Genomic DNA, 26545 nt, shown 5'->3' on the forward strand with positions numbered 1-26545 from the left:
GGTCTTGGCGATTAGATGTTTTTCTTTTTCAATTCAGCAACAATGTAATCTGAAGTCCTCCATGCAAGTGCCAGAATCGTCCAAGTCGGATTCTTGTCGGCTTGGGAGACAAAAGGTCCCGCATCCACGACGAAGAGGTTTTTGCAGTCATGCGCTTGGCAGTTGCTGTTGAGGACGGATTTGTTGGGATCGTTGCCCATACGGGTCGTGCCGACTTCGTGGATGATACGGCCTGGAGCGGCCAATCCATACATCGTGTCGGGTCCGGGTTTTTGTCCCAGAAGGACCGCACCCGCATTGGTAAGGATTTCCTCAAAAGTATCCTGCATATGCTTGGCCTGCTTGATTTCCTGATCGGTCCATTTGTAGTGGAACTTGAGTACAGGAATTCCATACTTGTCGACCACCTTGTTGTCAATTTCGCAATAGTTGCTGTACATCGGGATACTTTCACCCCGTCCAGACATGCCGAGGGTACTTCCGTAAAGACGGCGGATGTCCTTTTTGAGGCCTTCCCCGTAGCCGCCGTTTGGACTTGGGTTGCCGAATTCGTCCTTGATGTATTTGCGCATCGTGTCCATCGAGAATCCAGTGCCGTAAGAGGGCATTCCCATGCCACCCCAAACCTCGATATGATAGCCCCGGGCAAAGTCTAGCTTCTTGTTGTCCAGCCACCAAGGGGTATAGACGTGCATACCGCCGACACCGTCCTCGTTGTAGCGCTCCCGGTCTATCAGTTCGGGCATGATACCCATCCTGTCTGCACCGGTACTATCGTGGAGGTATCTACCAACCATTCCGCTGCTATTGCCCACGCCGTTGGGATGGGTTTTGGATTTGGAATTGAGCATGATACGGGCGGACTCGCAAGCCGAAGCACCCAAGACTACTACCCGGGCGCGGAGCTTGTATTCCTTCATATCCGTTTTGCTCACATAGGAGACGCCCGTGGCGTTGCCTGCATCATCCAAGGTGACTGCACGCACCATCGCATGGGTGAAGAGATCGACTTTGCCTTTGGCCATGGCTGGCTTGACAAGGACTGTACCCGAGGAAAAATCCGCGTAGACCTGACAGGCCCTGTTGCACTGATTGCAAAAGAAGCAAACTCCACGTTCCGAATTGATGGGGCGTGTAAGCATGCTGAGGCGCGAAGGAATCACAGGCACGTTTGCCTTTTTGGCACCTTTGGCATAGTACATCTCGTGGAGGCGTGGCTTTGGAGGGGGTAGGAAAAAGCCATCAGGCTCGTTGTAGATGCCTTCCTTGGTACCAAAAACGCCAATCAATCGATCAACTTTATCATAATAAGGCTTCACATCATCGTATCCAATGGGCCAGTCGTCGCCCATACCGTCAATGCTCGCACGTTTGAAATCATTCGGTCCAAATCGCAGGGAAATCCTGCCCCAGTGGTTGGTGCGTCCTCCCAGCATCCGTGAACGGAACCAGTCAAAGCTTGTCCCTTCGCCACGGGTATAGGGCTCGCCCTCGATATCCCAGCCGCCAATCGCTTGATCAAAATCGCCGAATGGACGGATCCGCGTCCCGGCACCCCGGCGCGGTGACTCCCAAGGATTCCTGAGTTGGGTACGGTATTCGTCTTTGGCAGGATCAAAATCCCCACCGGCTTCCACGACAGCCACTGCCAATCCGGCCTCTGAAAGAATCTTGGCAGCCATCCCACCACCAGCGCCCGAGCCTACGATAATCGCGTCATAGGACTCAGCGGTCGATTTGATTTCAAAACTCATGTTTTACAAAATTTTTATGTTTGTTTGACAAGTTAAATAAAAAAATTTAAAACGGTGCAAACGTCGGCATCCATAATTTTATGAAGTTTCGGCGCGCCTCGGTTTATTTTACAAAACCCTTGTTCAAGGTGAATGTTTATCTGTAGAAAAGGTCGATTTCAGGTAACCAATCAAGCCAGACAGAGAATCGAATTCCGCCGAAAGCGTCTCTTCCTTCCAAGTCAATCGGGTGGGATTGGTTTGGACGTGGATTTCGCCGTCCGGTATGTCAAGTGTGGCCAAATGCTTTTTCCAAGCCAGTTTGATCCAGATTTTCCAATCCGCCGGAGCGAAAACTTCCGCCAATTTTTGCCGCTCCTGGGCTACGACTTTTCCGAGTTTCCGATCAAATTGGAACCGCTCGTTTGGGAAGAGCAGGTTGATTTGCCCGTCCAAAATCATGTCCTCGGGACTGCCTGAGACAAGCGGGCTGCCGAATTGCATGAGCCAAAAAATATCGGCAGTCTGAATGGCGATTTCGAGGTCGTGGGTCACGACCAACACGGCTTTACGCTCCCGATGGGCCAGTTCACGAAGCATTTGCATGATCTCGATACGGTTGACCAAATCCAAATGCGCGGTGGGTTCATCCAAAATGATCACATCCGACTCCTGTGCCAAGGCACGCGCGATCATCACCTTTTGCAGTTGCCCATCGCTGATTTCGCTGATGGGCAGTGCCCTGATATAATTGATTTGGGTTGCGGAAATGGCTTTTTCCACAGCCTCTTGGTCCCTTTGCGACAGGTTTCCCAGCCAACCCGTGTGCGGAATCCTGCCCAAGCTGACCAACTGGTAGACACTGAGGTTGCCGCCCCGGACTTTGTCAGTCAGGACCACGGCAATTTTCTTGGCGATATCCTGCTGGGAATAGGATTGGAGCGGCTTTTCATCCAAAAAAATCTCCCCATCCAAAGGGGGCATTTGGCCCATGATGGTCTTGATCAGCGTAGATTTCCCGACTCCATTCGGACCCAGAATACAGGTAAGGCTTCCTTTCTCGAGAGAGAAGTTAAGGCCATCCGCAACGGCCTTGGCATTCAAGCCGGATCCATACCCTATTTTTAAATTGCTGCTTTTTAAAATCGTCATCTCAGCCCTAAAGTAACTCATTACGGCAAATTCCCATGCCTCAGCGCTCGAATCTCTCCCCATCTGGGCGGAGTATGGCGTAGGCGCTAGGCGTATCCCGCTATCGAGGATGCAATCGCGCGTTTCTAGGAAATGAATTTGTAATTCACCTGATCTCAAACTATATTTCGCTGTGGGATTCTGTTCTGATTTCCAATTTCAAATTGATGTTTATAAAGGGGTAGAATTACAAATTCCACCCAGTTACCACCGAAAGGCTATTGTACGCCTAGGCGGGGGAAAATATTGGTAGGCCTTTGGGTTTCTAGGGTATGAATTTAATCGGCCTTTTGTATAGAATTATCCATATAGAAGTTTCCCAAAACAAGCATGAAAATGTTCGTCGAACATTGTCTATTATTTGGATATTATCGACCATTCCTTTCGTTGTTCTCTTGTTTCAAATCTATAAATCTCTTCCGATTGCATCATTTTTTTATGATGCCATGTTCGTTTGCGTTGAGTTAGCTATCCTATTGGTTGGCTATCACTTGATTTTGACAAAAAACTTACGAAAGATTCAGGAAACAGGTGTTGAAATGAGATTTATTTATTTCAAAAAAATCGATACAGTTCTTAAACTTTTCATCACATTATCACTTTTAGCATTCGTAATTTTAATTGGTAGATTGATTGTTATTTTATTATGATTTGGACCCCTACCGCTACGGCTTCAACAAGCCGATGCTTTACACCGACCCGATGGGGATGTTTGATACGAAGGGAATTGGGTTTGAGTATGTGAGGGGTGGGGAATCTGCAAAAAAGGCACGGAACCGTATATCCATTTTTGGCTCACAATTATGAAAACATCCTACTTCATCTTCTTCATTCTCTTCTCAGTCATTCAGAATTCTCTCGCGCAAGCATGTGATTGTTTTAAGTCTATTGATAAAGATTATTTTCCTTCGCTTTTATGCTTATTTGGTGGGGATGAATCTAGCTTTTGTTATGTTGAAAAAATGGCTGGCAACCTATATTTAGAAAAAGGAACCTATATCTTTAATGGTGATTCAATTTTCTTGACAATAAATAAAGTTGAGGAAGGATTTGTTAAAAAAAATAATCGGAATGCTGTCTTCTTGGCCAATTCAGTAATCAGCGCACATTCATCAGAACTATCAAAGGAAGGGAATTTTGTTATGCAAGGAGTTGCGAACGACCGGGAGTATGATTTTAAGACGGGTCTTATAAAAAGGAAAGCGATCATTTTTCTGAATGAGAACGGATATCCTTATTTGAAACTAAAAAGAACAAAGTGTAGACCCGAATCTTTAATGTGCAATATATGCTTGTGCCCTTAGTTGCAAATCAGTATTGATAATTGGGTGGAATTGCATGAACGTGATTATCCGTATCCACCCAGTCACCACCGAAAGTCTATACGACTCCCTGGGGCTAACCCGTTGCAGGAAGGTCTCAGGTCTTTCGTCTTAAGTCTCTTAGAATTCTCTCGAAAAATTCCTTCTCAATATCAGCCAAATCACCATCGGCGCGCCGACCAAGGACGTCACCGCATTGATCGGCAAGGTTAGAGCTGACCCCGGCAATTGGCTGATGCCATCGCATACCAATAGGGCGATCGCCCCTATCAGCGCACTCGCGGGAAACAATACCCGATGGTCCGCGGTCTTGAACACCAGTCTCGCCATATGCGGCACGGCAATGCCGATAAAGGCGATCGGTCCGCAAAATGCCGTCACCGAACCGGCCAATATTCCCGTGCTCAGGATCATCGCCCAGCGGAGATTTTGGATTCGGATACCCATGCTTGCCGCATAGTTTTCTCCCATCAGCATGGCATTGTAGGCTTTGATATGCAGGAGCAGCGGGATACTGCCAATCACCACGGCTGTCCCCATCGCGGGCAGCTGGGCATCTTGGGTGGCACCAAGACTGCCCATCGACCAGATGGTAAAGAGCTTCAATTGCTCTGCATCGGAGAAATAGGACAACACCGCCACCAAGGCCGAAACCGCCGACCCAAACATCAAGCCGACAATCAGCAGCGTCATGCTATCCCTGACCCTCCACGCCACCAGACTGACCAATAACAACACCCCAATAGCTCCAATACTGGCTGCGATGACTACCGACCAAGTGCCAAAACCGGATGTCCCAATCGAGAAACCAAATGCCGTCGCCGCCATCAGCAGCACCGCGACGCCTAGGCCCGCACCCGAAGAAATCCCCAACACATAGGGTCCGGCGAGGGGGTTTCGGAAAAAGGTTTGCATTTGCAATCCGCTCCAGGAAAGTCCAATTCCCGCCAAAATGGCCGTGAATGCTTTTGGAATGCGATAACTGATGAAAATCGTTTCCCAGGATTCTTTGGAAAAAGGATTACCAAAAAATCTCCCCACGATCTCTCCGAAAGGAATCCAGACCGAACCTACCGACAAGTTGGCCAAAAGGCAAAGCAGCAAAAGCCCAATGCCCGATGAAAACCAAAAGGCAGGTCGTCTATTTTGCATCTATTTTTTGGTAAAAGTAGGGTTGGTAATCCGGTAGCAGCTCGGGATGGAGTACCTTGATCAAATCCTTCAATATCCAATCCGGTCTCAAATATCCTAGTTCGAAGTATTCCAAGCCTCCCGTGGGACCTTTTTTGAGTGCATAGGTGTAAACCTCCCCGGTTTGAAACGCTTTGAAATCCTGATAGCGTCGGTCTGCGGCTCCCATTTCTTCCAGACTCGGGAAATCCGCCACACCTATCCACACATCCGCATCCATTGCCCGGTCAAGTACATACTCATAGCTCAATTCGGCACTTCCGGTACCTTCAATATTCGAAAACAAGTAATCAGCACCCGCCGACTCCAGTAGCTTGGCTGCCCAAGAATCGCCCCCAGGCAGGTACCAAACGTCTTGGTACATGATACCTGCGAGGACCCGTGGCCTCATGAGGTTTTGCTGCTTCACAAGTGCAATCGCGCCGAGATATTCTTTTTCCAATACTCGAAAAATGCTGTCCGCCTCTGCACTCTTTCCCAACAACGCCCCTGTCACTTTGATCCACTCCGCACGCCCGAGTGGATGCTGCTCCAAATAATCCCCGTTCAAGATCGCCGGGACTCCGGCCTTGCGCAGCAAATCCAAGTTACTAAGTTCATTACCCAAAGTGGAAATCTGTACCCAATCAGGATTCAAATCGATTATCCTTTCAATATTTGACTGTGGGCCAGCACCCAAATCCTCAATTTCACCCGCAGCAATTCGTTCCCTAGCTGCAGGAGAACTGATCAAATCCAAGTTTGGAAATCCAATCAAAGCATCTGTTTTTCCCAAATAATCCAAATGGGGAATCTGGGTAGTGGCGGTAAGCACGACCCTTTCAGCCGGCAAAACGACCACGGCTTCGAAGGATTCCTCCGGGAAATCACTGTCAGCGCTGGTATGAATTAAGTACCTTATGGAATTCTTTTGCCCCGCGTAGGCGTTTTTAACCTCCAAAACCAAAAATCCCTCTCCCTTCCAAAAAGTAAATCCAGTGGCATACACGGGCTGGATCTCCTGCCAATCGGGCTGGGCCGGTTCTCTCCTTTGGCTGCATCCACACAGGACTCCTAATCCCCAAAAAAGGATCGCCGATCGGATTAGCAAATTAGCTGTTGGAATTTCTGCCTTCATACCGCCCCAAATATAACAGCCGAATCCGAAGGGTGTTTGTTTTCTGTTTTTTAAAATATCAGTTCGGGGCGTGAAAACCCAACCCAAAAACAACTATGTTTGCATCGGAATGTTGGTTCCCGATCCGATTTGTCGGGTCAGGGATTAAAAGGGAATCCGGTCCAAAACCGGAGCTGTCCCCGCAACTGTAGCCCCATCTGAGCTGAAACTCAGATAGTGTTTTGCCCCCACTTGCCATTGTGCGCCACGGCGTATGAGAAGGCCGGCAAAACCAGGGAAGCCAGGAGACCTGCCAAAATTCTTTGTATTCGAAGGCTTTCGGGTCGAAAAGCCAAGGAGAAAAAACGACAATTCATTATCCTTCACAGGAAAACAAGGGAGAGCGTACGCCTTTTTCCCTACTTGGATGCTGCTGTTTTTCCTTTCTATCCGTCCCGATTTGTCAGTTCGAACGAGTGTTCAGTACTTAAACGAACGGTCCAAAAATGGTCGGTGTATCCGTCAAGGCAATTCTCTCAATCGCTTGCGCGCTGCTCTCAATGGCTGCCGTGCATGGCAGGCAGCTTTCTGAGGTCTTGGAAACCGAAACCCTAAGATCGCACGTTGCCCTCTATCACGAGGACTCGTCCAGTGCAAAGCCCGATACCTTGGAATTGGCTGCCGTTCAGGTTTGGGCCGGTAGTTGGAAGAAATTTGCCGTGGGCCAGCGTTTGCTAACCTACTCCAAGGATGATATGCAGGAATTTGAGGGCTTGGCCTTGGCGGAATTCCTGCAAGCGAGGACCGGCCTTTTTCTACGGCAAAATGGCCCAGACATGCTGGCTTCGCTCACCATGCGGGGAACCTCGGCAGGACACAATGCGGTGTTTTGGAATGGTTTGCCCATCAACAGCCCCTCACTGGGACAGACCGATTTCTCGGTCTTGCCTACGGGAGGCTTTGAAGAAGTAGAGGTCCACTTCGGCGGTGGGGCAGCACTTTTCGGCACGGATGCGATAGGCGGATCCCTACACTTGAAGACCCAACTGAAATTTGACCAAGGCCATCAGGCGAGGGCAAGTTCGCTGGTTGGTAGCTTTGGGCGCTGGAATTGGGGTGCGGAATACGCCTTTTCGAATCAGCACATCGCAACCCGATCAAAGGCTTACCGCAACTCGGCCCAAAACGATTTTCCCTTTCGGGATCTTTCCAAGCCCGGCACTCCCATCGTAAATCAGCCACACGCACAGGTGAAGCAATGGGGATTCTTGCAGGACTTTGCATGGAAGGTTCGGGGAAATCAACAGCTCGGCAGCGCGTTTTGGTGGAACGAAACCGATCGGCAGATTGCGCCCATTATGGGTTCCAATACGCAAGATGTGCAGCAGGACAAGAGTTTGCGCTGGGCAATGGACTATACTCGATTTTGGGCAAATACCAGCCTCCATGTAAAAACGGGCTGGGTACGAGACGACCAGACTTTCAATATTGCCACGCGGAACCTGACCGACCAGTTGCTGGGCTCAGCGGATGTGGACTGGAGTTTGGCTTCGAAGTTGTTTTTCAAAAGCGGCATCCGGCACAGCCATATCATCGGCAAGCTCAGCACGTATATGGCTCGGGAAAACCGCACCGAGATCTATCATGCCAGCAGATACCAGCCCAACGAGCGATTTTCACTCAGCATCAATTTGCGACAATTGCTTTACGATGGAACCTGGGCACCTTTCGCGCCTAGTCTGGGATTCGAGTGGGCTTTTTGGAAAACCGAAACCCAAGGACTGACCGGGCTCGGTTCAGTATCCCGGGCGTTTAAAGTGCCGACACTCAACGACCGCTTTTGGGTGCCCGGCGGCAACCCAGACATACTTCCGGAGGAAAGTTGGTCTGGCGAATTTGGCCTGGCACACCGTTTTTCAAAAAACAAAACTACGCTCAGCCAAACGTTTACCCGCTTTCGGATGTCCGTCGACAATTGGATCATTTGGCTTCCAAAAGGAAATATATGGTCTCCTGAAAACATCCGCGCAGTGCAAAATGACGGATTCGAATACCATGCACATTTCGAACAAATATTGAAAAGGGATTGGAAATTCGAGTTTTCGGGCAACTATGCCTGGACGCGCGCCCTACAAACCGCCGCAGCTACTGAAAATGATCCCGGACTGGGCAAGCAGTTGCCTTATACGCCCGAGCACAAATTGCAGGGGCTTGCCTCAATGAGCAAAGGAAGCCTTCGGATTTTTGCCAACCAGCAATGGGTTTCGGAGCGATTCGTGACGACAGACAACCTGTCCACCGTGGCGCCTTACTACCTCCTCGATCTCGGCCTGCAGTCCCAATGGCACTGGGGTCCATTTGCCGGACAGGCAGGTTTTCAAATCAACAACCTCCTCGATACCGAATACCAAATCATGCGCCTGCGGGCGATGTCTGGAAGAAATTATCAATTCAACCTATCCATAGCTTTATGAAACTGTTCAGATTACTTTCCTTTTTGCTCGCTTGGGCGGTTTTCGCCTGTAGTCCAGAAACTCCCGAGGGGCCTCTGGGAGAATATGAAACCGGAGTCCTTATCGCCAATGAAGGCGCTTTTGGAGCCAATGATGGCGAAGTTTTTCACTATGTGCCTGAGTCCGAAACACTGAAAACCAATGTCTTCGAAACCGTCAACGGACGGCCATTTGCGGGATTGCTGCAGGCAATCGTGGAACAGCAGGGGCGCATGTACTTGGTCGCCAATACCGGCAAAGTCGAAATCGTCAACCCAAAGGACTTCAAAAGCATCGGTGCCGTCACCGCAGATTTGGTACAGCCACGTTCGCTGGCCAGCAGTAGGGATAAGCTGTACATCGCCGATTGGGGACCTTATGACGCCAATTTCAACAATCCCGACTCATATGTAGCGGTAGTAAACTCCCTGGATGGAGGTTCTGTCGCCAAAAAAATCAAAGTTCCCAGCAGACCGGAGAGTGTGTTTGCAGATGGAAATTTTCTCTACATAGCCAATCAAGCGGCTGGAAAACTAACCATCTTATCGACATCCACAGATGCCATTGTCGGCAGCGAGGATGTATTGGGCGCGCCCGAAAAGCTTCAAATCATCAACGGACGTCTCTTCCTTTATGCACGGGATGCCGATAGGATCTATTTCCACGAAATCAACCGTGGCAATCAGCGCATTCTCAGCACCAGGACTTTTACCTTATCAGACGCGACAGCGGATTTTGCCAAGGGCGAACGGGACGATATCTACGTGATCACTTCCTCAGGCTGGCCAGATTACAATGACGCAGTGGCGAAAATCAACCTCGAGACCGAAAAAATCATCAAGGCAGACTGGTATGCGGGATCTGGATTCTATGGAATAGGCTTCGATCCCAATACAAAGCAAGTCTTTGTCGCCAATCATGCCGGATTCACTGGAAATGGCACCGTAAGTATCCTCGATGCCAATGGGCAAGAAACAAAAAAACTGAATGTCGGAAGAGGTCCGAATGGGTTTTTCATGAACCAACCTGCTAATCCATCTTGAAAAACGGGCAACAGCGGCTGCCCTTTAATTTTTTGAAAATTATTTTTTTCTCAAATAACCTATTTATATTCACGAACTATTCTCTTATTCAACATATCGAAATGTACCACTCTTCCTTTGCCCGCATCTTATACACTGTTTTGTTTGTTTCATCGGTCAATCAACTTTTCGGACAAAGCAATTTTCAATCCGGATACGCTGTCAACATCGAAGGCGACACTTTGCGGGGAAAGATCGACTATCGCAATTGGGAGAAAAATCCGAAAAAGATTACCTTCCAACACGGGGATGCGTCGGGTCTAAATGAATTTGCCCCCGCGGATCTGATTTCATTTGCTGTAATGGACGAAATCTACGTCAGCGCGTTGGTAGAAACGGAAGTTAGCAGTTCCAATACCAATCAACTTGACAACACCGCAAGGCTCGAAACGATCCAAGAGCAGGTCTTTTTGCAGACACTGATAAAGGGGGAAAAAAGTCTTTACCTGAATGTCAACTCATTCTCCAAGGAAAATTTCTACATCAAAGATGGAGATAGGTTTCTATTGCTGACCTACAAGAAATATAATGCGGAGAAGTTGGAAGGGGGCTATACGAGGAGTTATGTGGCAGAAAACAAGATGTACCAAGGCCAACTCAGCGTGTACCTGCAAGATTGTCCCTCAATGAAAAAGGCGACCCAGTCCGTTTTGTACAAAAAAGAAAGTCTGAAACGCCTTTTTGAATCTTACTACGACTGTATTGGCAAGCCTTTGGAATTTAGTAAAAGAGACGAAAAAACATTCGTCAAATGGGGCGTTTTGGCTGGGGTCTCAGCCACTTCTTTGCGATTTGACAGCGAGTTCCATCCCAATCTTACCAACCCGGATTATGGAACTTCCATCAATCCTACATTCGGTGGATCGATGGACATAATCTTTGCGAGGAATTTGAACAAATGGGCGATGGTAAACGAACTCGTGTATGCTTCCTACCAACATTCTGGGGAAAGCGTCAACCAGAAAAACAATAACCTAACCGAGTACTCGAGCACGACATTCGCCTATCATCAGATTAAAATGAACAACATGATTCGGTACAGTTCCTTTATCGGTAATACTGAATGGTTCACCAATTTGGGATTGGCAACAGGATTGGCCATTAGTCATACAAATGAAGAAAATCTGCGGACCGTATTCTTCGAAACAGAAAAGTTTGAAACAAGAGAGGCCGTAGAAGGTGGACGAATTTTTGAAGTTGGCTTCCTACTCGGTACTGGCATTCGTATCAAAAAAATATCCACAGAAATCCGCTACGAAAACGGCAACGGCATGTCCAATTTCCCATCCTTGGCCTCGACAACCCATAAGTTTATATTCCAACTAGGATATAGGTTCTGAAATATTTATGCAGAGGGCAGGTAAAAAACGATTCGCTTTCCATTCCTACCAAATTGATTTTGGGAACAGGCCTAGTTCATGAACTTCGACTTCGTACTACGCGCCAAAATCCATTCCAATAGACCTGGGAAAAACCTGTTGAGAAACACCAATAACTTACCTGGCAAGGTGAGATAGACTATTCGTTTCCGCTTTCTAATGGTTTGCAGAATAATCTCCGCCACTTGTTCCCGGGTATGGTGTGATCGGCGACTAATCGGTACCAAAGTGCCATCCGCATTGATTATCCTCTTTTTCTCATCATAATCGGTAAAACCCACATAAAGAATCCCAATGTGAACCCCCGTATTGTTCAACTCTAGCCGCAGCGTCTCGGCAAAAGCAGTAAGTCCCATTTTAGCAACACAGTAGGGTCCGTTGTTTGGAAGCCCACGAATCCCTGCGAGACTGGAAATAAATACGATGCTACCTTTGGTTTTTTTGATTTCGGGCAGTGCTGCATGGGTACAATACCCGGCACTCATGAGATTGGCATTTACGACCTCTTGGAAAATCCGAGGAGATGTTTCATCTACCCTCCCACGGAAACCTCCGCCGGCATTGTTGATAAGGATGTCCAAGCGACCAAAGTGGGAAACTGTCCTTTGGACAAGCGCGTTGCAGAACTCTGGGTCATTCACGTCGCCCACGGACGCTAAAGGATCAAAGCCAAGCTGGCGAAACTCCATTTGTGTCTCATTCAAGCTTTCAAACGAACGGCCATTCAATACTACTTTGGCTCCCGCCTTCAAAAACCGAAGGGCAGTTACTTTTCCAATACCCCTGCTTGAACCGGTAATCAAAACCACTTTGCCTGAAAAATACTTCATCGATAAAATTTGGGCTTACATAAGTAATTGGTAACTCAATCTAAGGTGAAAAAACAAAAGAGGCAACTGGGACAGAAAGGCAAAAAAATAGCCGCCAAATTTCTCTGGCAGCCATTTTGTTCAGTAGAAATCGTGGGATTTATTTCTTCTTTGGGAAAATCGCTGATTCGCCCAACTGTTCTTCGATTCTGAGCAATTGGTTGTACTTGGCCATCCTGTCCGAACGGGAAGCAGAACCAGTTTTGATCTGTCCGCAGTTGGTAGCAACTGCCAGGTCAGCGATCGTAGAATCTTCGGTCTCACCTGATCTATGTGACATCACGCAAGTCCAACCTGCCTTGTGGGCCATCGCAATTGCATTGAGTGTCTCTGTCAAGGTTCCGATCTGATTGACCTTGATCAAGATAGAGTTGGCGGATTTTTCTTTGATCCCCCTTGCCAAAAACTTCACATTGGTGACCAGCAAATCATCACCTACCAGCTGTATCTTGTTGCCGATTTTTGCGGTAAGCATGGACCAGCCTTCCCAATCTTCCTCAGCGCAACCATCTTCGATCGAGTCGATTGGATATTTTTCGGTCAATTCAGCCAGATAAGCGACTTGTTCTTCCCTGCTTCTCACTTTTCCTGATGGACCTTCAAACTTACTGTAGTCATATTTGCCATCTTTGAAAAACTCAGACGCGGCGCAGTCAAGCGCGATCGTCACATCAACTCCAGCCTTGTAGCCCGCATTTTTGATGGCGTCCAAGATACAAGCAAGTGCTTCTTCTGTACCTCCTGAGAAGTTTGGAGCAAATCCACCTTCGTCACCGACGGCGGTACTCAAGTTTTTGTCATGAAGGATCTTTTTCAGATGATGGAAAATTTCGCAACCCATCCGAATCGCTTCGGAGAAGTTTTCGGCACCAACCGGCCTTACCATAAATTCCTGAAAGGCGATCGGCGCATCGGAATGGGAGCCACCGTTGATGATGTTCATCATCGGAACAGGAAGAGTGTTGGCATTGACACCACCGACGTAGCGGTACAGCGGCTGCCCTGCTTCCATGGCTGCAGCTTTGGCAACTGCCAACGAAACCCCCAGAATCGCATTTGCGCCTAGTTTGCTTTTCGTAGGCGTGCCATCCAAATCGATCATGATTTGGTCAATCGTATTTTGCTCAAACACGCTCAAACCGAGAAGCTCAGGAGCGATGACGTCATTCACATTTGAAACCGCCTTGAGGACGCCTTTACCAAGGTATTTGCTTTTGTCTCCGTCTCTGAGTTCCACAGCTTCATTCACACCTGTGGAGGCGCCACTTGGCACAGCTGCCCTTCCAAAAGCTCCATTTTCGGTGTATACATCCACCTCGATGGTTGGATTACCCCTAGAGTCTAAAATCTGTCTCGCATGAATCGACTGAATCAATGTCATAATGTAAAAGGTTTAAGAGTTATGAGTTATTGTGCATTAAAGTTACGAAATCATCGAACAAATACCGGGAATCGTGTGGCCCTGGGGAGGATTCCGGATGGTATTGGACAGAAAACGCAGGCTTGTTTTTCAATCTTATTCCGGCTACTGTATTGTCGTTCAGGTGTACGTGGGTGATTTCGACAACATCACTTTTTTCGACATCCTCCCTGTTCACGACGAAGCCATGGTTTTGTGAGGTGATCTCACTTTTTCCCGTCAGTAGATTCTTGATGGGATGGTTCAGCCCTCGATGGCCGTGGTGCATTTTATAAGTGGATATTCCACAGGCCTCCGCCAAAATCTGGTGTCCAAGGCAAATACCAAATACAGGCTTATTGGTGGCCAAAATTTCCTTGGTCGTTTCTACAGCATAAGGCATCGCTGCAGGATCGCCTGGGCCGTTGGAAAGAAAAAAGCCGTCTGGGTTCCAGGCTGCCATTTCGGCTAGGCTAGTCTTGGCTGGAAATACTTTGCAGTAAACGCCTCTGCTTGCGAGATTTCTCAGGATATTCAGTTTTATCCCAAAATCGAGGCAAGCGACTTTTTTTGGTGCATTTTCATCTCCAAAATAGAAGGTCTCCTTGGTACAAACTTGGGAAGACAGCTCCAGACCATTCATATCAGGGACCTTCGCCAATTCTGCCTTAAGGCCTTCGAGATTGCCTTCGTATTCGGAACTGATGATCGCGTTCATTGCTCCCACAGAGCGGATGTGGCGAACAAGCTTCCTTGTGTCAATATCTGCAATTCCCGTTATCTTATACTCGACAAGGTAATTTTGAAGGGACCCATGCCCATCAAGTCGGCTGTAAACCTCGGAAAAGCTATTGACCACGATTCCAGCGATGGTTGGCGCTTTTGATTCCACTTCATCATTGTGGACCCCATAGTTTCCAATATGGGATGTAGTGGTCACAATAATTTGGCCGGTGTACGAGGGATCGGTATATATCTCCTGATATCCGGTCATACCCGTGTTGAAACAAATTTCGCCCCCGTTAGTACCGGGGCTTCCAATCAAAGTACCGTGGAACACAGTACCGTCTGCCAGTAGAAGTGTTGCTTTTTGTTTTTCCATTGTGAAGTTTAAATCGGTGCAAAGGTAAGTATTTTTTGAGGGAATCAGGGATTCAAATCCAATCAGACATTAAAAAAGGGATTGAACTTACGTCCAATCCCTTTTTCAATCAATTCAATATTCATGAAGTTATTCAGCAACTTTTTCTTCACCAGTTCCCGCGTCTTCAGCAGCAGATGCTTGAGGCGCAGCGGTAGACTCAGCTGCTTTACCAGAACCTCTACGGCTTCTTCTAGTTGCCTTCTTGGCTGGCTTAGCTTCTTTCAACATCAGTTCGTTGAAATCGACCAATTCGATGATACACATCTCGGCATTGTCACCCAAGCGGAAACCAGTCTTGATGATTCTGGTATAACCTCCGGGCCTGTTGCCCACTTTCTCGATCACTTCACCGAAAAGCGCTTTGATCCCCTCTTTGTTTTGCAAATAAGAGAAAACTACCCTTCTGCTGTGCGTGGTATCGTCTTTGGCCTTTGAAATCAAAGGCTCAACATATTTTCTTAGCTCCTTAGCCTTGGCAAGCGTAGTTGTGATACGCTTGTGAAGAATCAGGGAGTTGGCCATGTTAGAAAGCATCAGCTTCCTATGGCTAGCCTTCCGTCCAAGGTGGTTGAATTTCTTACCGTGTCTCATTTTATTTATTCTTCATCAAGTTTATACTTAGAAAGGTCCATTCCGAAGGTCAAGCCTTTTTCCTGGATTAGCTGTTCCAATTCAGCAAGTGACTTTTTACCGAAGTTCCTGAATTTCATCATGTCGGAAATCTCAAGCTTGGCAAGATCGCCCAAAGTCTTCACGTCAGCAGCTTTCAAGCAGTTGAAGGCCCTTACAGAAAGATCGAGGTCGCCCAAAGACGTCTTGAGAAGCTTTCTCATGTGAAGGAATTCTTCATCGATCGGCTCTGGTTCAGAGATACCGGTAGAATCAAGCACCATCGTCTGGTCAGAGAACAACATGAAATGCTGGATCAGGATTTTTGCAGACTCCTGAAGTGCTTTCTCAGGGTGTATCGATCCATCGGTAGTCACCTCAAGGATCAATTTCTCGAAGTCGGTTTTTTGTTCTACCCTTGTGTTTTCCACGCTATATTTCACATTCTTGATAGGAGTGAAAATGGCGTCGATTGGGATCACACCAAAAACCTGCTCTTTTGGTTTGGATTCCTCAGCTGGAAGGTAACCTCTCCCTTTTTCGATGGTCAGCTCAATTTCGAAACTTTTTGAATCGTCGAGGTGGCAAATCACAAGTTCAGGATTCAATACCTCAAAAGAGGAAGTGAACTTAGCGATATCTCCAGCAGTGAAAACAGACTGATTTTTGACCTCTACGGTGATTTTGCCATCGATAGAATCGTGGACTTTTTTGAATCTCACCTGCTTCAGGTTCAAAATGATATCGGTCACATCTTCAACAACGCCCTCGATCGTAGAAAATTCGTGCACCACTCCCGGAAGCTTCACGGACGTAATGGCATATCCCTCCAAGGAAGACAACAAGATCCTCCTCAGGGCATTGCCAATCGTAACACCGTAGCCCTTCTCAAGTGGCTTGAAGGTGAACAAGCCATGAAAATCATCGGCTTTTTCCATCACCACTTTCTCGGGCATTTGAAATGCTAGTATCGACATATCAATAGTTCTTTTAAAGTCTGGTTGTTTTTATTTAGAGTAAAGTTCAACGATCAATTGCTCCTTGATATTTTCAGGAATGTCCTCCCTCGTAGGAACTGAGACAAACTTACCCGAGAAGGAAGCACTGTTCCACTCTAGCCAAGGATACCGGTTAGATTTTCCGGCCAAGCTTTCAGTGATCGCTGAAAGCGACTTGGAGCGTTCCCTTACAGAAACGATGTCCCCTGGTTTCAGGATATATGATGGAATGTTGACTACCTCGCCATTTACTGCGATATGTTTGTGGGAAACCAATTGACGGGCACCTCTCCTAGTTGGTGCAATTCCCAACCTAAAGACGGTGTTGTCCAGCCTTGATTCCAACAATTGAAGGAGGTTTTCACCGGTGATACCCTGCTTTGAAGAAGCTATATCAAACATACGGGCAAATTGTCTTTCGAGCACTCCGTAGATGTACTTGGCTTTTTGCTTCTCCGCGAGCTGGATAGCGTATTCGGACTGTTTCTTCCTTCTACCTCTCCCATGCTGTCCGGGAGGATAATTCTTCTTTTGGAGAGCTTTGCTGTATCCTTCGATCTGCTCCCCGAATCTTCTGGCGATTTTCGCTTTTGGACCTGTATATCTTGCCATTTCTGTTTTTTCTTTTGAGATTAAACTCTTCTACGTTTTGGAGGACGGCATCCGTTGTGCGGAAGTGGAGTCACGTCGATAATGGTGGTAACATCCAACCCTACATTTTGCAAAGTCCTGATCGCAGATTCTCTTCCCGCTCCTGGACCTTTTACAAAAACCTCGATTTTCCTCAGTCCCAAGTCATATGCGGCCTGACCGCAGTTCTGAGCTGCCATCTGTGCAGCATAGGGAGTGTTTTTCTTTGAACCTCTGAAACCCATTTTACCGGCAGAAGCCCAGGAAATCACCTGACCCGAGTTGTTAGTAATAGAGATGATGATGTTGTTGAAGGAAGCTTTGATGTGGGCTTGGCCTACTGCTTCGACCTTAACAACTCTCTTTTTACTTTTTGTTTTATCGTTTTTTTTCTGAGCCATGATCTAATTCAAGATTTATTTGGTCGCCTTCTTCTTATTGGCAACAGTTTTTCTCTTTCCTTTCCTTGTTCTCGCGTTGTTCTTGGTTTTTTGACCCCTTACCGGCAATCCTTTCCTGTGTCTCAAACCTCTGTAACAACCTATATCCATCAACCTTTTGATGTTCAGCTGGATTTCGGACCTCAAAGCTCCTTCAGTCCTGAATTCTTCTGAAATAATGGTCCTGATAGCTGTGGACTCGTCATCGTTCCACTCTCCCACTTTTTTGTCGAACGAAATACCTGCTTTAGTGAGGATGTGCCTGGCCGAACTTCTTCCGATTCCGAAGATGTATGTCAAACCAATCTCGCCTCTCTTGCCATCGGGTATGTCAACGCCTGCAATTCTAGCCATAATGATTAACCTTGTCTTTGTTTAAACTTAGGATTCTTCTTGTTGATGACGTAAAGTTTACCTTTTCTCTTGATCAACTTACAGTCAGCGCTTCTCTTCTTAATTGATGCCTTTACTTTCATGACATTTTATTTGTATCTGTAAACGATTCTACCTTTTGAAAGATCGTAGGGTGAAAGCTCCAACTTTACTTTGTCACCCGGAAGGATCTTGATATAGTTCATTCTCATCTTCCCTGAAATATGGGCGATAAGCTGGTGCCCATTTTCAAGCTCAACTTTAAACATTGCGTTTGACAACGCCTCTATGATCGTACCATCTTGTTCAATAGATGTCTGTTTCGCCATATCTAGAAATTAAAATTTTCTTCTATGTACTTGTGCGTGGTCAAGATCTCTGTTTTGTCCTCAAAGATCGCTACCGTATGTTCATAATGGGCAGAGGCCTTCCGGTCAGCTGTTCTGATCGTCCATCCGTCCCGCTCTTGAACAATATTCTTTGTGCCTAGATTCACCATCGGCTCGATTGCCAGGACCATTCCACTCTTTAGCGGAGTGCCAGACCCTCTTTTGCCATAATTCGGAACTTCAGGTGCTTCATGAAGGCTCTTCCCAATACCATGACCAACCAACTCCCGAATGACAGTATAACCTTTGGCTTCGACAAATCGCTGAATGGCATTTCCAATATCACCGATCCGATTACCAAAGACGGCCTTTTCAATACCTAGATAAAGAGATTCTTTTGTTGCTTTGAGCAACGACAATACAGCAGGGGAGACTTCACCGACAGGGTAAGTATAAGCGCTATCGCTATGAAAACCTTGGTGAAAGACTCCACAATCTACTGAGATTATATCGCCATCTTTCAAAACATAGTTACCTGGAAAACCATGAACCACAACCTCATTTACAGAGATGCAGAGCGAAGATGGAAAACCATTGTAACCCTTGAACGAAGGTACACCCTGATTGTCTCTGATGTACTCTTCAGCTATCTTATCCAGAAAAGAGGTCTTTACCCCTTCTTTAATATACTTTGCTACTTCTCCGTGAGCTTTTCCTAGAATGAGGGCACCTTGTTTGATTATCTGAACTTCCTCGGAAGTTTTGTAATGAATCATACCGCGGCTGCGTAATTTGAGGGATTATTCTTCATATTCCCACTTTTCATCATACCCTCATAATGCCTCATTAACAAGTAACTTTCAATTTGCCTCAATGTATCCATGATCACACCGACCATGATCAATAGAGAAGTTCCTCCATAGAACTGGGCAAACTCGCCACCAACACCTGCAACAATCGCGAATGCTGGAAGGATCGCAACCACTGCCAACAGGAATGAACCCGGCAATGTAATCCTTGAGATGATGTTGTCAATGAATTCAGCGGTAGGAGCACCAGGCTTAATTCCAGGAACGAATCCACCGTTTCTTTTTAGGTCTTCCGCTATTTGCTCCGGATTAACGGTGATTGCAGTGTAGAAGAAGGTGAAAAGAATGATCATCACTGCAAACACAAGATTGTATTGCCAAGATGTGAAATCACTGAAAGTACTTCCGATATAATTCGCGATGTCGTTCTCAGAAGACCATATCTGCGCAATCAGCGCAGGAAGAAACATGAGAGATTGAGCGAAGATGATCGGCATTACACCAGATGCATTGACCTTGATAGGAATGTACTGTCTTTGGCCACCATATACCTTCCCTCCAACGACCTGCTTCGCGTATTGAACAGGAATTCTCCTCGTGGCCTCAGTCAACGCAACTACTCCGACAACCACAAAGAACAACACTCCAGCTTCAATCAACAAAAGCAACATGCCAGAGGTACCTTTCGAAACCACCTCCGCGATGATAGCGCCAGGAAAGCGGGAAATGATCCCGATCATGATCAACATAGAAATACCGTTGCCGATGCCCTTTTCTGTGATTTTCTCTCCCAGCCACATACAGAACATCGTTCCGGCTGACAGTAGAACCAATGAGCTAAACATGAACAACGAAGTACTAACCATGACAGCACCCGTAGGAAGAATTGTCGCGGTAATGTACCCAACTCCTTGTGCGACAGTAATCGCAATCGTCAGAACACGGGTGATTTGGTTGATCCTTTTTCGACCGGATTCTCCCTCTTTCTGCAATTTCTGAAAATAAGGAACTCCAACAGTCAAAAGCTGCAACACGATGGAAGCAGATATATAAGGCATGATTCCCAAACCAAAGATGGATGCATTGCTAAATGCTCCTCCAAGGAAAGTATCAATCAAACCGAAGATACCTTCAGGCGCATCTCCAAGCTTCGATGGATCCACGCCTGGCAATACTATGAATGAACCCAATCTAAAGACGATCAAAAATCCAATCGTATTAAAAATACGGGTTCTTAGATCCTCAATAGAAAAGATATTCTTAACTGTTGAAATAAACTTTTTCATCTAACCGATTAAATCTTGTTTACTGTTCCGCCAACCTTTTCGATCGCTTCAACTGCGGAAGCAGAGAATGAGTGGGCACTTACGGATACCTTGGCAGTGAGCTCGCCTCTACCTAAGACCTTTACGACATCTTTTTTACCAACCAATCCGTGTTCTACAAGAGAATCGAAGGTGATAACCTCGAGGTTGTACTGAGAAGCCAGATCCTGAAGTACATCCAAGTTGATAGGCTTGTTGTAAACTTTGTTTTTGTTATTGAAGCCAAACTTAGGAATTCTCCTTTGAAGAGGCATTTGACCTCCTTCGAAACCAAGCTTGGATTTATAACCTGATCTAGATTTTGCTCCTTTGTGACCTCTAGTAGACGTACCACCCCTACCAGAACCTGTACCACGACCGATTCTTTTGCGGGATTTGGTAGACCCTTCTGCAGGCTTTAGATTATGTAATTTCATGATTAGATTTCCTCCACTTTTACAAGGTGACTAACTTTCCTTAACATACCGGCGATAGAAGGATTATTTTCATGTTCTACCGTCCTGTTGATTTTTCCCAGTCCAAGTGACACAATTGTCGCCTTCTGATCCTTTGGTCTCTTGATGGTACTTTTGACTTGAGTAATTCTGATCTTTCCCATTTTGATTAACCGTTAAAAACTTTTGACATTTTCACACCTCTCTGTTGGGAAACTGCGATCGCATCCCTCAACTGTACCAAGGCATCTATTGTAGCCTTAACCACGTTGTGCGGGTTTGAGGAACCTTTTGACTTCGCCAAAACGTCAGTAACTCCAGCAGATTCCAAAACAGCACGCATTGCACCACCGGCAATAACGCCAGTACCGGGTGCCGCAGGCTTGATGTAAACAAATCCGCCGCCAAACTTACCAAGCTGATCATGAGGAATAGTACCCTTCAGTACCGGAACCTTTACTAGATTCTTCTTAGCGTCTTCGATGCCTTTTGTGATTGCGTCAGTCACTTCGTTTGCTTTGCCAAGCCCGTAACCTACTATGCCATTTCCGTCACCTACTACGACAATTGCCGAGAACGAGAATCTTCTACCACCTTTTACCACTTTGGCTACTCGGTTTATAGCTACAACTCTCTCTTTCAATTCTGTATCTGTAGCCCTGATTGGTTTTCTTCTAACTTGAGACATAATAGATTAAAATTTAAGGCCTCCCTCTCTTGCGCCTTCGGCAAGAGCTTTGACGTTACCGTGATATATATAGCCACTTCTGTCAAATACAACTTCCGTGATTCCGCTTTCCAAAGCCCTTTCAGCAAGTTTCTTACCGACTTCTTTGGATACTGTCACGTTGGTGTTATTGACCGACCCGAGTTCTTTGGACGAAGCCTGGGCCAATGTATGCCCCTTTAGGTCATTGACCAACTGGGCATAGATACCAGTATTGCTTTTAAATACTGACAAACGAGGTCTAGAATCAGTACCGGAGATTTTCCTACGGATACCCTTTTTGATTCTGAGTCTTCTTGAGTTCTTATTAAAGGCCATCTTAATTATTTTTTACCAGCAGTTTTACCAGCCTTACGTCTTACAATTTCACCTACGAAGCGAACACCTTTTCCTTTGTAAGGCTCCACTTTTCTCAATGACCTAATCTTGGCAGCAATTTGCCCTACCAGTTCCTTGTCAATGCCCTCCAACGTAATCAAAGGGTTTTTACCTTTTGGAGTTTCGGTAGCCAATTTTACTGACTCAGGCAGTGCAAAGAAGATGCTGTGCGAATAACCCAATGAAAGCTCCAACACCTGACCTTGATTAGATGCTTTGTAACCAACACCCACCAATTCCAACTCTTTCTTATATCCTTGGGATACACCTACAACCATGTTGTTGATAAGCGCACGGTACAAGCCATGCAGAGACTTGTGTCTCTTTGAGTCGGTAGGACGCTCGACGAGCAGTTCCTTTCCTTCTACTTTCACAGTAATGTCGGGATTCACATCCCTACTGAGGGTTCCCTTGGGACCTTTAACAGTGACAACGTTGTGCGCTGACACGTCTACAGTAACACCCGCCGGAATATCTATCGGTTTTTTACCTATTCTTGACATGACGTTTTATTAATATACGTAGCAAAGTACTTCTCCTCCTATTCCTTCAGTCCTCGCTTCTTTATCGGTCATTACACCTTTTGAAGTAGAAAGAATGGCGATTCCTAGACCGTTGATTACCCTAGGAAGGTCTTCATGTTTCACATACTTTCTCAGGCCTGGCTTGCTAATTCTAGACAGGCTAACGATGGCATTCTGCTTTGTTGACGGGTTGTATTTCAAAGCTATTTTGATGGTTCCCTGAGGACCCTCCTCTTCAAATTTATAGTTTTGAATATACCCTTTATCATGAAGTACTTTTGTAATCTCCTTCTTGATATTGGAAGCAGGTACCTCAACAATTCGATGGGAAGCCTTGATGGCGTTCCTTAATCGAGTTAGATAATCAGCTATTGGATCAGTCATATTTATATAAGTCTAACTGCACACCCTGGTTTCGGGCGTGCAAAGTTACACAATGATTTTTACAATAAAAACTCTTGCTTAATTTTTACCAGCTAGACTTAGTAAGTCCAGGGATTTTGCCAGCTTGGGCCATCTCCCTGAAAGTCACCCTGTTGATCCCGAATTTCCTCATGTATCCTTTTGGACGTCCGGTGAGCTTACATCTGTTGTGCAATCTCACTGGGGAGGCATTCTTTGGAAGTTTATCCAAAGCTTCATAATCGCCAGCTGCTTTCAATTCAGCTCTTTTCTTGGCATATTTTGCTACAAGACGCTCTCTTTTTCTCTCTCGAGCTTTTAATGACTCTCTTGCCATATCTCTTAGTTGTTTTTGTTAACAAAAGGCATCCCAAAAGCTTTCAACAGTGCGTAGCTTTCCTCATCGGTATTGGCAGTCGTCACGAAGGTAACGTCCATACCAGATATCTTATTGACTTTTTCGATGCTGATTTCAGGGAAAATGATCTGTTCGGTAATTCCAAGCGTATAATTGCCTCTTCCATCAAATCCTTTGTCACTGATACCTTTGAAATCCCTTACTCGAGGAAGTGCCACTGTCACCAACCTGTCAAGAAACTCATACATCTTGTCACCGCGAAGTGTGACTTTCGCGCCGATTGGCATGCCCTCTCTCAACTTGAAGTTGGAAACAGAGGTTTTCGCTTTTGTCGCAACAGCCCTTTGGCCGGAAATCAGAGAAAGTTCCTCTACACCCTGGTCTACCAATTTCTTGTCCGCCACCGCAGCTCCGATACCTTTGTTGATGACAATTTTCGTCAATTTAGGTACCTGCATCACAGACTTATATTGGAATTTTTCCTTCAGCGCAGCTACGATCTCTGAGTTGTATTTTTCTTTGATTCTAGGATTAGCCATTGATCACCTCCCCTGTTTTTTTGGAATACCTTACCAGTTTTCCGTTTTCGTTCTTTTTCCTACCTGTACGAGTTGCTTCTCCTGTCTTAGGATCCACCAGCATCAGGTTGCTCACATGAATTGGGGCCTCCTTTTTTTGAATCCCACCCTGTGGGCTGGATGCGGATGGCTTAACGTGTTTGGTCACGAGGTTCAATCCTTCTACGATCGCCCTTCTTTTCTCAAGGTCAACAGAAAGAATTTTACCTGATTTGCCTTTGTCGTCCCCTGCGATCACCTTCACGGTATCACCGGACCTTACATGCAACTTTGGTTGCTTATTGAATTTTCTTTCCATGATTACAATACTTCTGGGGCTAGGGATATAATCTTCATGTACTGCTTTTCTCTCAACTCCCTTGCCACTGGCCCGAAAATACGTGTACCTCTAGGCTCGTTGTTGTTGTTCAACAGCACTGCTGCATTATCTTCAAAGCGGATATAGGATCCATCTTTGCGTCTGATTTCCTTCTTTGTCCTCACGATCACCGCCTTAGACACGGTACCTTTTTTGATATTACCGGAAGAGAGGGCTGATTTTACAGTCACGACGACTTTGTCACCAATGGTGGCATAGCGCTTTCCTGTACCGCCCAACACGCGAATAACCAATACCTCTTTGGCACCGGAATTATCCGCAACGCTTAGTCTTGATTCTTGTTGTACCATGATTACTTAGCCCTTTCGATAATTTCCACAAGTCTCCAACGCTTCTTCTTACTCAGCGGACGAGTTTCGCTGATCCTGACGATATCGCCTTCATTAGCGTCGTTCTTCTCGTCATGAGCCATAAATTTGGTAGTCTTCGCAACAAACTTGCCGTACATCGAATGTTGAACCATTCGCTCTACGGCAACTGTAATGGACTTGTCCATCTTGTTGCTCACTACCTTACCAATTCTTTCTTTACGAAGATTTCTCTCAGTAGTAGCCATCTCGATCATCATTTAGCCTGTTGTTTAGCAGTCAATTCAGTCTTCAATCTCGCGATGAAACGCCTTGACTCCTTGATTTTGTTTGGATTTTCAATTGGAGAGATAGCATGTGCAAACTTCAACTTGGTTAGATTGGTCTGCTCAGCGGCTATCCGCTCTTGGAGTTCACTTTCGGAAAGTGCTCTAATTTCAGAATTTTTCATCTTTTTGCTTATTCAACGTAATCTCTACGTACTACGAATTTTGTGCTTATTGGAAGCTTTTGTTGAGCAAGTCTCAACGCTTCTTGAGCAGTCTCGAGACTCACACCTGTAGCTTCGAAAAGGATCGTACCTGGCTTGATAACGGCAACCCAATATTCTGGCGCACCCTTACCTTTACCCATCCTAACCTCTGCTGGTTTTCTGGTGATAGGTTTGTCAGGGAAAATCCTGATCCAAACCTGTCCTTCTCTTTTCATCGCCCTCGTCATCGCGATACGTGCCGCTTCAATCTGACGTGAGGTGATCCATCCGGGCTCCAAAGACTTGATACCAAAGTTGCCAAAATCGAGGTTGTGGCCTCTGGTGGCAATTCCTTTGACTCTGCCTTTGTGCATTTTTCTATACTTGGTTCTCTTCGGCTGTAACATGATTTCTCACAAAAGGGTGAAAATTAGTTATTCTTTTTTCTTCTCTTCGGACCATTGCCTTCTCTCCGCTTTCCTCTCGGTGCTGCGGCTGCGGCTCCTTTTGGTTCATTGGTCATGCCCACGTTTGGAGACAAATCTCTTCTACCGTAAACCTCACCTTTGAATATCCAAACCTTGATACCTATGATCCCATAAACCGTATTGGCTTCAGAAACCGCATAGTCGATATCGGCTCGCAAAGTATGCAATGGGATTCTACCCTCTTTATACATTTCTGATCTCGCCATTTCAGCTCCACCCAAACGTCCGGAAAGCTTTACCTTGATACCTTCTGCCCCAACTCTCATAGAAGCCGCGATAGCTTGCTTCATTGCCCTTCTGAAAGAAATACGAGCCTGCAACTGCTGGGCGATTGACTCGCCTACCAACTTAGCATCCAATTCAGGACGTTTGATTTCGAAGATGTTGATTTGAACATCTTTGTTGGTAAGCTTCTTCAGTTCCTCTTTCAGTTTATCAACCTCTGCTCCGCCTTTGCCGATGACGACGCCCGGACGTGCAGTATGTATGGTGAGGGTAATGCGCTTCAAAGTCCTCTCAATCACAACCTTTGCAATACCACCTTTAGGAATCCTGGCGTTGACGTATTTCCTGATCTGCTGGTCTTCAAACAGCTTCTCAGCGAAATCTTTGCCACCGTACCAGTTAGAATCCCAACCTTTGATGACTCCAAGCCTAAAACCAATTGGGTTTATCTTTTGTCCCATAGTCTGATCTTAATTAGATTTTTCTGTTTTTTCCGTTTCATCAGCGGTAACTCCAGCACCGAAGGAATCTACGATGAGGGTCACATGATTTGATCTTTTCCTGATTCTGTGGGCTCTTCCTTGCGGAGCTGGCCTCAGCCTCTTCAGCATACGACCTTCGTCAACGAAGATGGTTTTTACATAGAGGTCAGCATCTTCTATCTTCTCATCAGGGTTTTTTGCCTGCCAGTTTGCTATCGCAGAGAGCAACAGCTTTTCGAGCTTAAGGGAACCATGATTGGGAGTGTATTTCAAAATGCTCAACGCCAAACCTACCCTCTTACCCCTCACGAGGTCAGCAATCAACCTCATTTTACGAGGCGAGGTAGGTACATTTTTTAGTTTAGCTACTGCTTCCATGA

General features: G+C 46.2%; 35 protein-coding genes and 1 riboswitch. Of the genes, 4 read left to right on the top strand and 31 right to left on the bottom strand.

The features are described 5' to 3' along the window. Window positions 1-11 precede the first annotated feature (11 nt). Together L0U89_RS09010 and L0U89_RS09015 are read right to left on the bottom strand one after the other, a co-directional pair. Window positions 12-1754 carry a GMC oxidoreductase gene (locus tag L0U89_RS09010; protein WP_234861244.1) on the bottom strand — a complete coding sequence of 581 codons (1743 nt, stop codon included), beginning with the start codon at window positions 1752-1754 and terminating at the stop codon, window positions 12-14. 123 nt (window positions 1755-1877) lie between these two features. Then, the gene (locus tag L0U89_RS09015; RefSeq protein WP_234861245.1) at window positions 1878-2948 is read right to left on the bottom strand and encodes an ABC transporter ATP-binding protein; all 1071 of its coding nucleotides are present in this window, start codon (window positions 2946-2948) and stop codon (window positions 1878-1880) included. Window positions 2949-3727: 779 nt separating this feature from the next. Here L0U89_RS09015 and L0U89_RS09020 point away from each other — a divergent pair. Then, window positions 3728-4228, top strand: coding sequence for a hypothetical protein (locus L0U89_RS09020; RefSeq protein ID WP_234861246.1), 501 nt, complete (start codon window positions 3728-3730; stop codon window positions 4226-4228). Between the two features lie 138 nt (window positions 4229-4366). Here the strand turns inward: L0U89_RS09020 and L0U89_RS09025 are convergent, their stop codons facing one another. Together L0U89_RS09025 and L0U89_RS09030 are read right to left on the bottom strand one after the other, a co-directional pair. Next, entirely contained in the window at window positions 4367-5398 is a 1032-nt protein-coding gene (locus tag L0U89_RS09025; protein WP_234861247.1) for an iron chelate uptake ABC transporter family permease subunit, read from the bottom strand. Continuing rightward, entirely contained in the window at window positions 5388-6554 is a 1167-nt protein-coding gene (locus tag L0U89_RS09030; RefSeq protein WP_234861248.1) for an ABC transporter substrate-binding protein, read from the bottom strand. The genes L0U89_RS09025 and L0U89_RS09030 overlap by 11 nt, the downstream gene beginning before the upstream one ends. Window positions 6555-6650: 96 nt before the next feature. Beyond that, window positions 6651-6865: riboswitch (cobalamin riboswitch) on the top strand. A 174-nt stretch (window positions 6866-7039) separates the two neighbouring features. Between L0U89_RS09030 and L0U89_RS09035 the strand changes: the two genes are divergently transcribed. The 3 genes from L0U89_RS09035 to L0U89_RS09045 all read left to right on the top strand — a co-directional run bounded on the left by L0U89_RS09035 (window position 7040) and on the right by L0U89_RS09045 (window position 11447). Continuing rightward, window positions 7040-9007: a TonB-dependent receptor gene (locus L0U89_RS09035; RefSeq protein WP_234861249.1), complete on the top strand. Its 1968-nt coding sequence runs from the start codon at window positions 7040-7042 to the stop codon at window positions 9005-9007. Then, window positions 9004-10068, top strand: a complete 1065-nt coding sequence (locus L0U89_RS09040; RefSeq protein WP_234861250.1) for a YncE family protein — start codon at window positions 9004-9006, stop codon at window positions 10066-10068. The genes L0U89_RS09035 and L0U89_RS09040 overlap by 4 nt, the downstream gene beginning before the upstream one ends. A gap of 101 nt (window positions 10069-10169) precedes the next feature. After that, a complete protein-coding gene (locus tag L0U89_RS09045) occupies window positions 10170-11447 on the top strand; it encodes a porin family protein (protein WP_234861251.1) in 1278 nt (425 codons plus the stop codon). 71 nt (window positions 11448-11518) lie between these two features. Here L0U89_RS09045 and L0U89_RS09050 read toward each other — a convergent pair whose 3' ends face one another. The 27 genes from L0U89_RS09050 to rplV form a co-directional block, all read right to left on the bottom strand. Continuing rightward, the gene (locus L0U89_RS09050) at window positions 11519-12316 is read right to left on the bottom strand and encodes an SDR family oxidoreductase (protein ID WP_234861252.1); all 798 of its coding nucleotides are present in this window, start codon (window positions 12314-12316) and stop codon (window positions 11519-11521) included. A 139-nt stretch (window positions 12317-12455) separates the two neighbouring features. After that, window positions 12456-13736 (bottom strand): phosphopyruvate hydratase, encoded by a 1281-nt coding sequence (gene eno / locus L0U89_RS09055; protein WP_008627408.1) that lies wholly within the window; start codon window positions 13734-13736, stop codon window positions 12456-12458. Window positions 13737-13755: 19 nt separating this feature from the next. Next, a complete protein-coding gene (gene carA / locus L0U89_RS09060) occupies window positions 13756-14856 on the bottom strand; it encodes a glutamine-hydrolyzing carbamoyl-phosphate synthase small subunit (protein WP_234861253.1) in 1101 nt (366 codons plus the stop codon). Between the two features lie 129 nt (window positions 14857-14985). Continuing rightward, window positions 14986-15489, bottom strand: a complete 504-nt coding sequence (gene rplQ / locus L0U89_RS09065) for a 50S ribosomal protein L17 (protein WP_234861254.1) — start codon at window positions 15487-15489, stop codon at window positions 14986-14988. Window positions 15490-15494: 5 nt separating this feature from the next. After that, window positions 15495-16484, bottom strand: coding sequence for a DNA-directed RNA polymerase subunit alpha (locus tag L0U89_RS09070; protein WP_008627413.1), 990 nt, complete (start codon window positions 16482-16484; stop codon window positions 15495-15497). Window positions 16485-16514: 30 nt separating this feature from the next. Then, entirely contained in the window at window positions 16515-17117 is a 603-nt protein-coding gene (gene rpsD, locus L0U89_RS09075; protein WP_008627415.1) for a 30S ribosomal protein S4, read from the bottom strand. A 20-nt stretch (window positions 17118-17137) separates the two neighbouring features. Continuing rightward, complete coding sequence (gene rpsK / locus L0U89_RS09080) at window positions 17138-17536, bottom strand: 30S ribosomal protein S11 (protein ID WP_234861255.1); 399 nt, start codon at window positions 17534-17536, stop codon at window positions 17138-17140. Window positions 17537-17551: 15 nt separating this feature from the next. Beyond that, complete coding sequence (gene rpsM, locus L0U89_RS09085) at window positions 17552-17929, bottom strand: 30S ribosomal protein S13 (protein WP_008627420.1); 378 nt, start codon at window positions 17927-17929, stop codon at window positions 17552-17554. A 5-nt stretch (window positions 17930-17934) separates the two neighbouring features. Further along, on the bottom strand, window positions 17935-18051 hold the full coding sequence (gene ykgO, locus L0U89_RS09090) for a type B 50S ribosomal protein L36 (protein ID WP_008627422.1): 117 nt from the start codon (window positions 18049-18051) through the stop codon (window positions 17935-17937). 6 nt (window positions 18052-18057) lie between these two features. Then, window positions 18058-18276 carry a translation initiation factor IF-1 gene (gene infA, locus L0U89_RS09095; protein ID WP_040480068.1) on the bottom strand — a complete coding sequence of 73 codons (219 nt, stop codon included), beginning with the start codon at window positions 18274-18276 and terminating at the stop codon, window positions 18058-18060. A gap of 2 nt (window positions 18277-18278) precedes the next feature. Beyond that, on the bottom strand, window positions 18279-19052 hold the full coding sequence (gene map / locus L0U89_RS09100) for a type I methionyl aminopeptidase (protein ID WP_234861256.1): 774 nt from the start codon (window positions 19050-19052) through the stop codon (window positions 18279-18281). Further along, window positions 19049-20371 (bottom strand): preprotein translocase subunit SecY, encoded by a 1323-nt coding sequence (gene secY / locus L0U89_RS09105; protein WP_008627430.1) that lies wholly within the window; start codon window positions 20369-20371, stop codon window positions 19049-19051. The genes map and secY overlap by 4 nt, the downstream gene beginning before the upstream one ends. Before the next feature lie 8 nt (window positions 20372-20379). After that, a complete protein-coding gene (gene rplO / locus L0U89_RS09110) occupies window positions 20380-20826 on the bottom strand; it encodes a 50S ribosomal protein L15 (RefSeq protein ID WP_040480072.1) in 447 nt (148 codons plus the stop codon). A 2-nt stretch (window positions 20827-20828) separates the two neighbouring features. Beyond that, window positions 20829-21008, bottom strand: a complete 180-nt coding sequence (rpmD, locus tag L0U89_RS09115; protein ID WP_008627433.1) for a 50S ribosomal protein L30 — start codon at window positions 21006-21008, stop codon at window positions 20829-20831. Between the two features lie 5 nt (window positions 21009-21013). After that, entirely contained in the window at window positions 21014-21532 is a 519-nt protein-coding gene (rpsE, locus tag L0U89_RS09120; RefSeq protein ID WP_008627435.1) for a 30S ribosomal protein S5, read from the bottom strand. 6 nt (window positions 21533-21538) lie between these two features. After that, window positions 21539-21889, bottom strand: coding sequence for a 50S ribosomal protein L18 (gene rplR / locus L0U89_RS09125; protein ID WP_008627436.1), 351 nt, complete (start codon window positions 21887-21889; stop codon window positions 21539-21541). Between the two features lie 5 nt (window positions 21890-21894). After that, on the bottom strand, window positions 21895-22452 hold the full coding sequence (gene rplF, locus L0U89_RS09130) for a 50S ribosomal protein L6 (protein WP_008627439.1): 558 nt from the start codon (window positions 22450-22452) through the stop codon (window positions 21895-21897). Between the two features lie 9 nt (window positions 22453-22461). After that, entirely contained in the window at window positions 22462-22857 is a 396-nt protein-coding gene (rpsH, locus tag L0U89_RS09135; RefSeq protein ID WP_040480074.1) for a 30S ribosomal protein S8, read from the bottom strand. 85 nt (window positions 22858-22942) lie between these two features. Further along, the gene (rpsN, locus tag L0U89_RS09140; protein ID WP_008627447.1) at window positions 22943-23212 is read right to left on the bottom strand and encodes a 30S ribosomal protein S14; all 270 of its coding nucleotides are present in this window, start codon (window positions 23210-23212) and stop codon (window positions 22943-22945) included. Between the two features lie 5 nt (window positions 23213-23217). Further along, window positions 23218-23772, bottom strand: a complete 555-nt coding sequence (rplE, locus tag L0U89_RS09145; protein WP_008627448.1) for a 50S ribosomal protein L5 — start codon at window positions 23770-23772, stop codon at window positions 23218-23220. Beyond that, a complete protein-coding gene (gene rplX / locus L0U89_RS09150) occupies window positions 23765-24109 on the bottom strand; it encodes a 50S ribosomal protein L24 (RefSeq protein ID WP_008627449.1) in 345 nt (114 codons plus the stop codon). The genes rplE and rplX overlap by 8 nt, the downstream gene beginning before the upstream one ends. A gap of 2 nt (window positions 24110-24111) precedes the next feature. Further along, a complete protein-coding gene (gene rplN / locus L0U89_RS09155; protein ID WP_008627450.1) occupies window positions 24112-24480 on the bottom strand; it encodes a 50S ribosomal protein L14 in 369 nt (122 codons plus the stop codon). A 2-nt stretch (window positions 24481-24482) separates the two neighbouring features. Continuing rightward, on the bottom strand, window positions 24483-24746 hold the full coding sequence (rpsQ, locus tag L0U89_RS09160) for a 30S ribosomal protein S17 (protein WP_040480322.1): 264 nt from the start codon (window positions 24744-24746) through the stop codon (window positions 24483-24485). 8 nt (window positions 24747-24754) lie between these two features. Further along, window positions 24755-24949, bottom strand: a complete 195-nt coding sequence (gene rpmC, locus L0U89_RS09165; protein ID WP_008627453.1) for a 50S ribosomal protein L29 — start codon at window positions 24947-24949, stop codon at window positions 24755-24757. A gap of 8 nt (window positions 24950-24957) precedes the next feature. After that, window positions 24958-25377, bottom strand: a complete 420-nt coding sequence (gene rplP, locus L0U89_RS09170; protein WP_040480078.1) for a 50S ribosomal protein L16 — start codon at window positions 25375-25377, stop codon at window positions 24958-24960. 23 nt (window positions 25378-25400) lie between these two features. After that, entirely contained in the window at window positions 25401-26144 is a 744-nt protein-coding gene (gene rpsC / locus L0U89_RS09175; protein WP_008627455.1) for a 30S ribosomal protein S3, read from the bottom strand. Window positions 26145-26153: 9 nt separating this feature from the next. Next, window positions 26154-26543, bottom strand: coding sequence for a 50S ribosomal protein L22 (gene rplV / locus L0U89_RS09180; protein WP_040480080.1), 390 nt, complete (start codon window positions 26541-26543; stop codon window positions 26154-26156). Window positions 26544-26545: the final 2 nt, after the last annotated feature.

The sequence above is a fragment of the Mariniradius sediminis genome (assembly GCF_021491425.1).
GTDB lineage: Bacteria > Bacteroidota > Bacteroidia > Cytophagales > Cyclobacteriaceae > Mariniradius > Mariniradius saccharolyticus.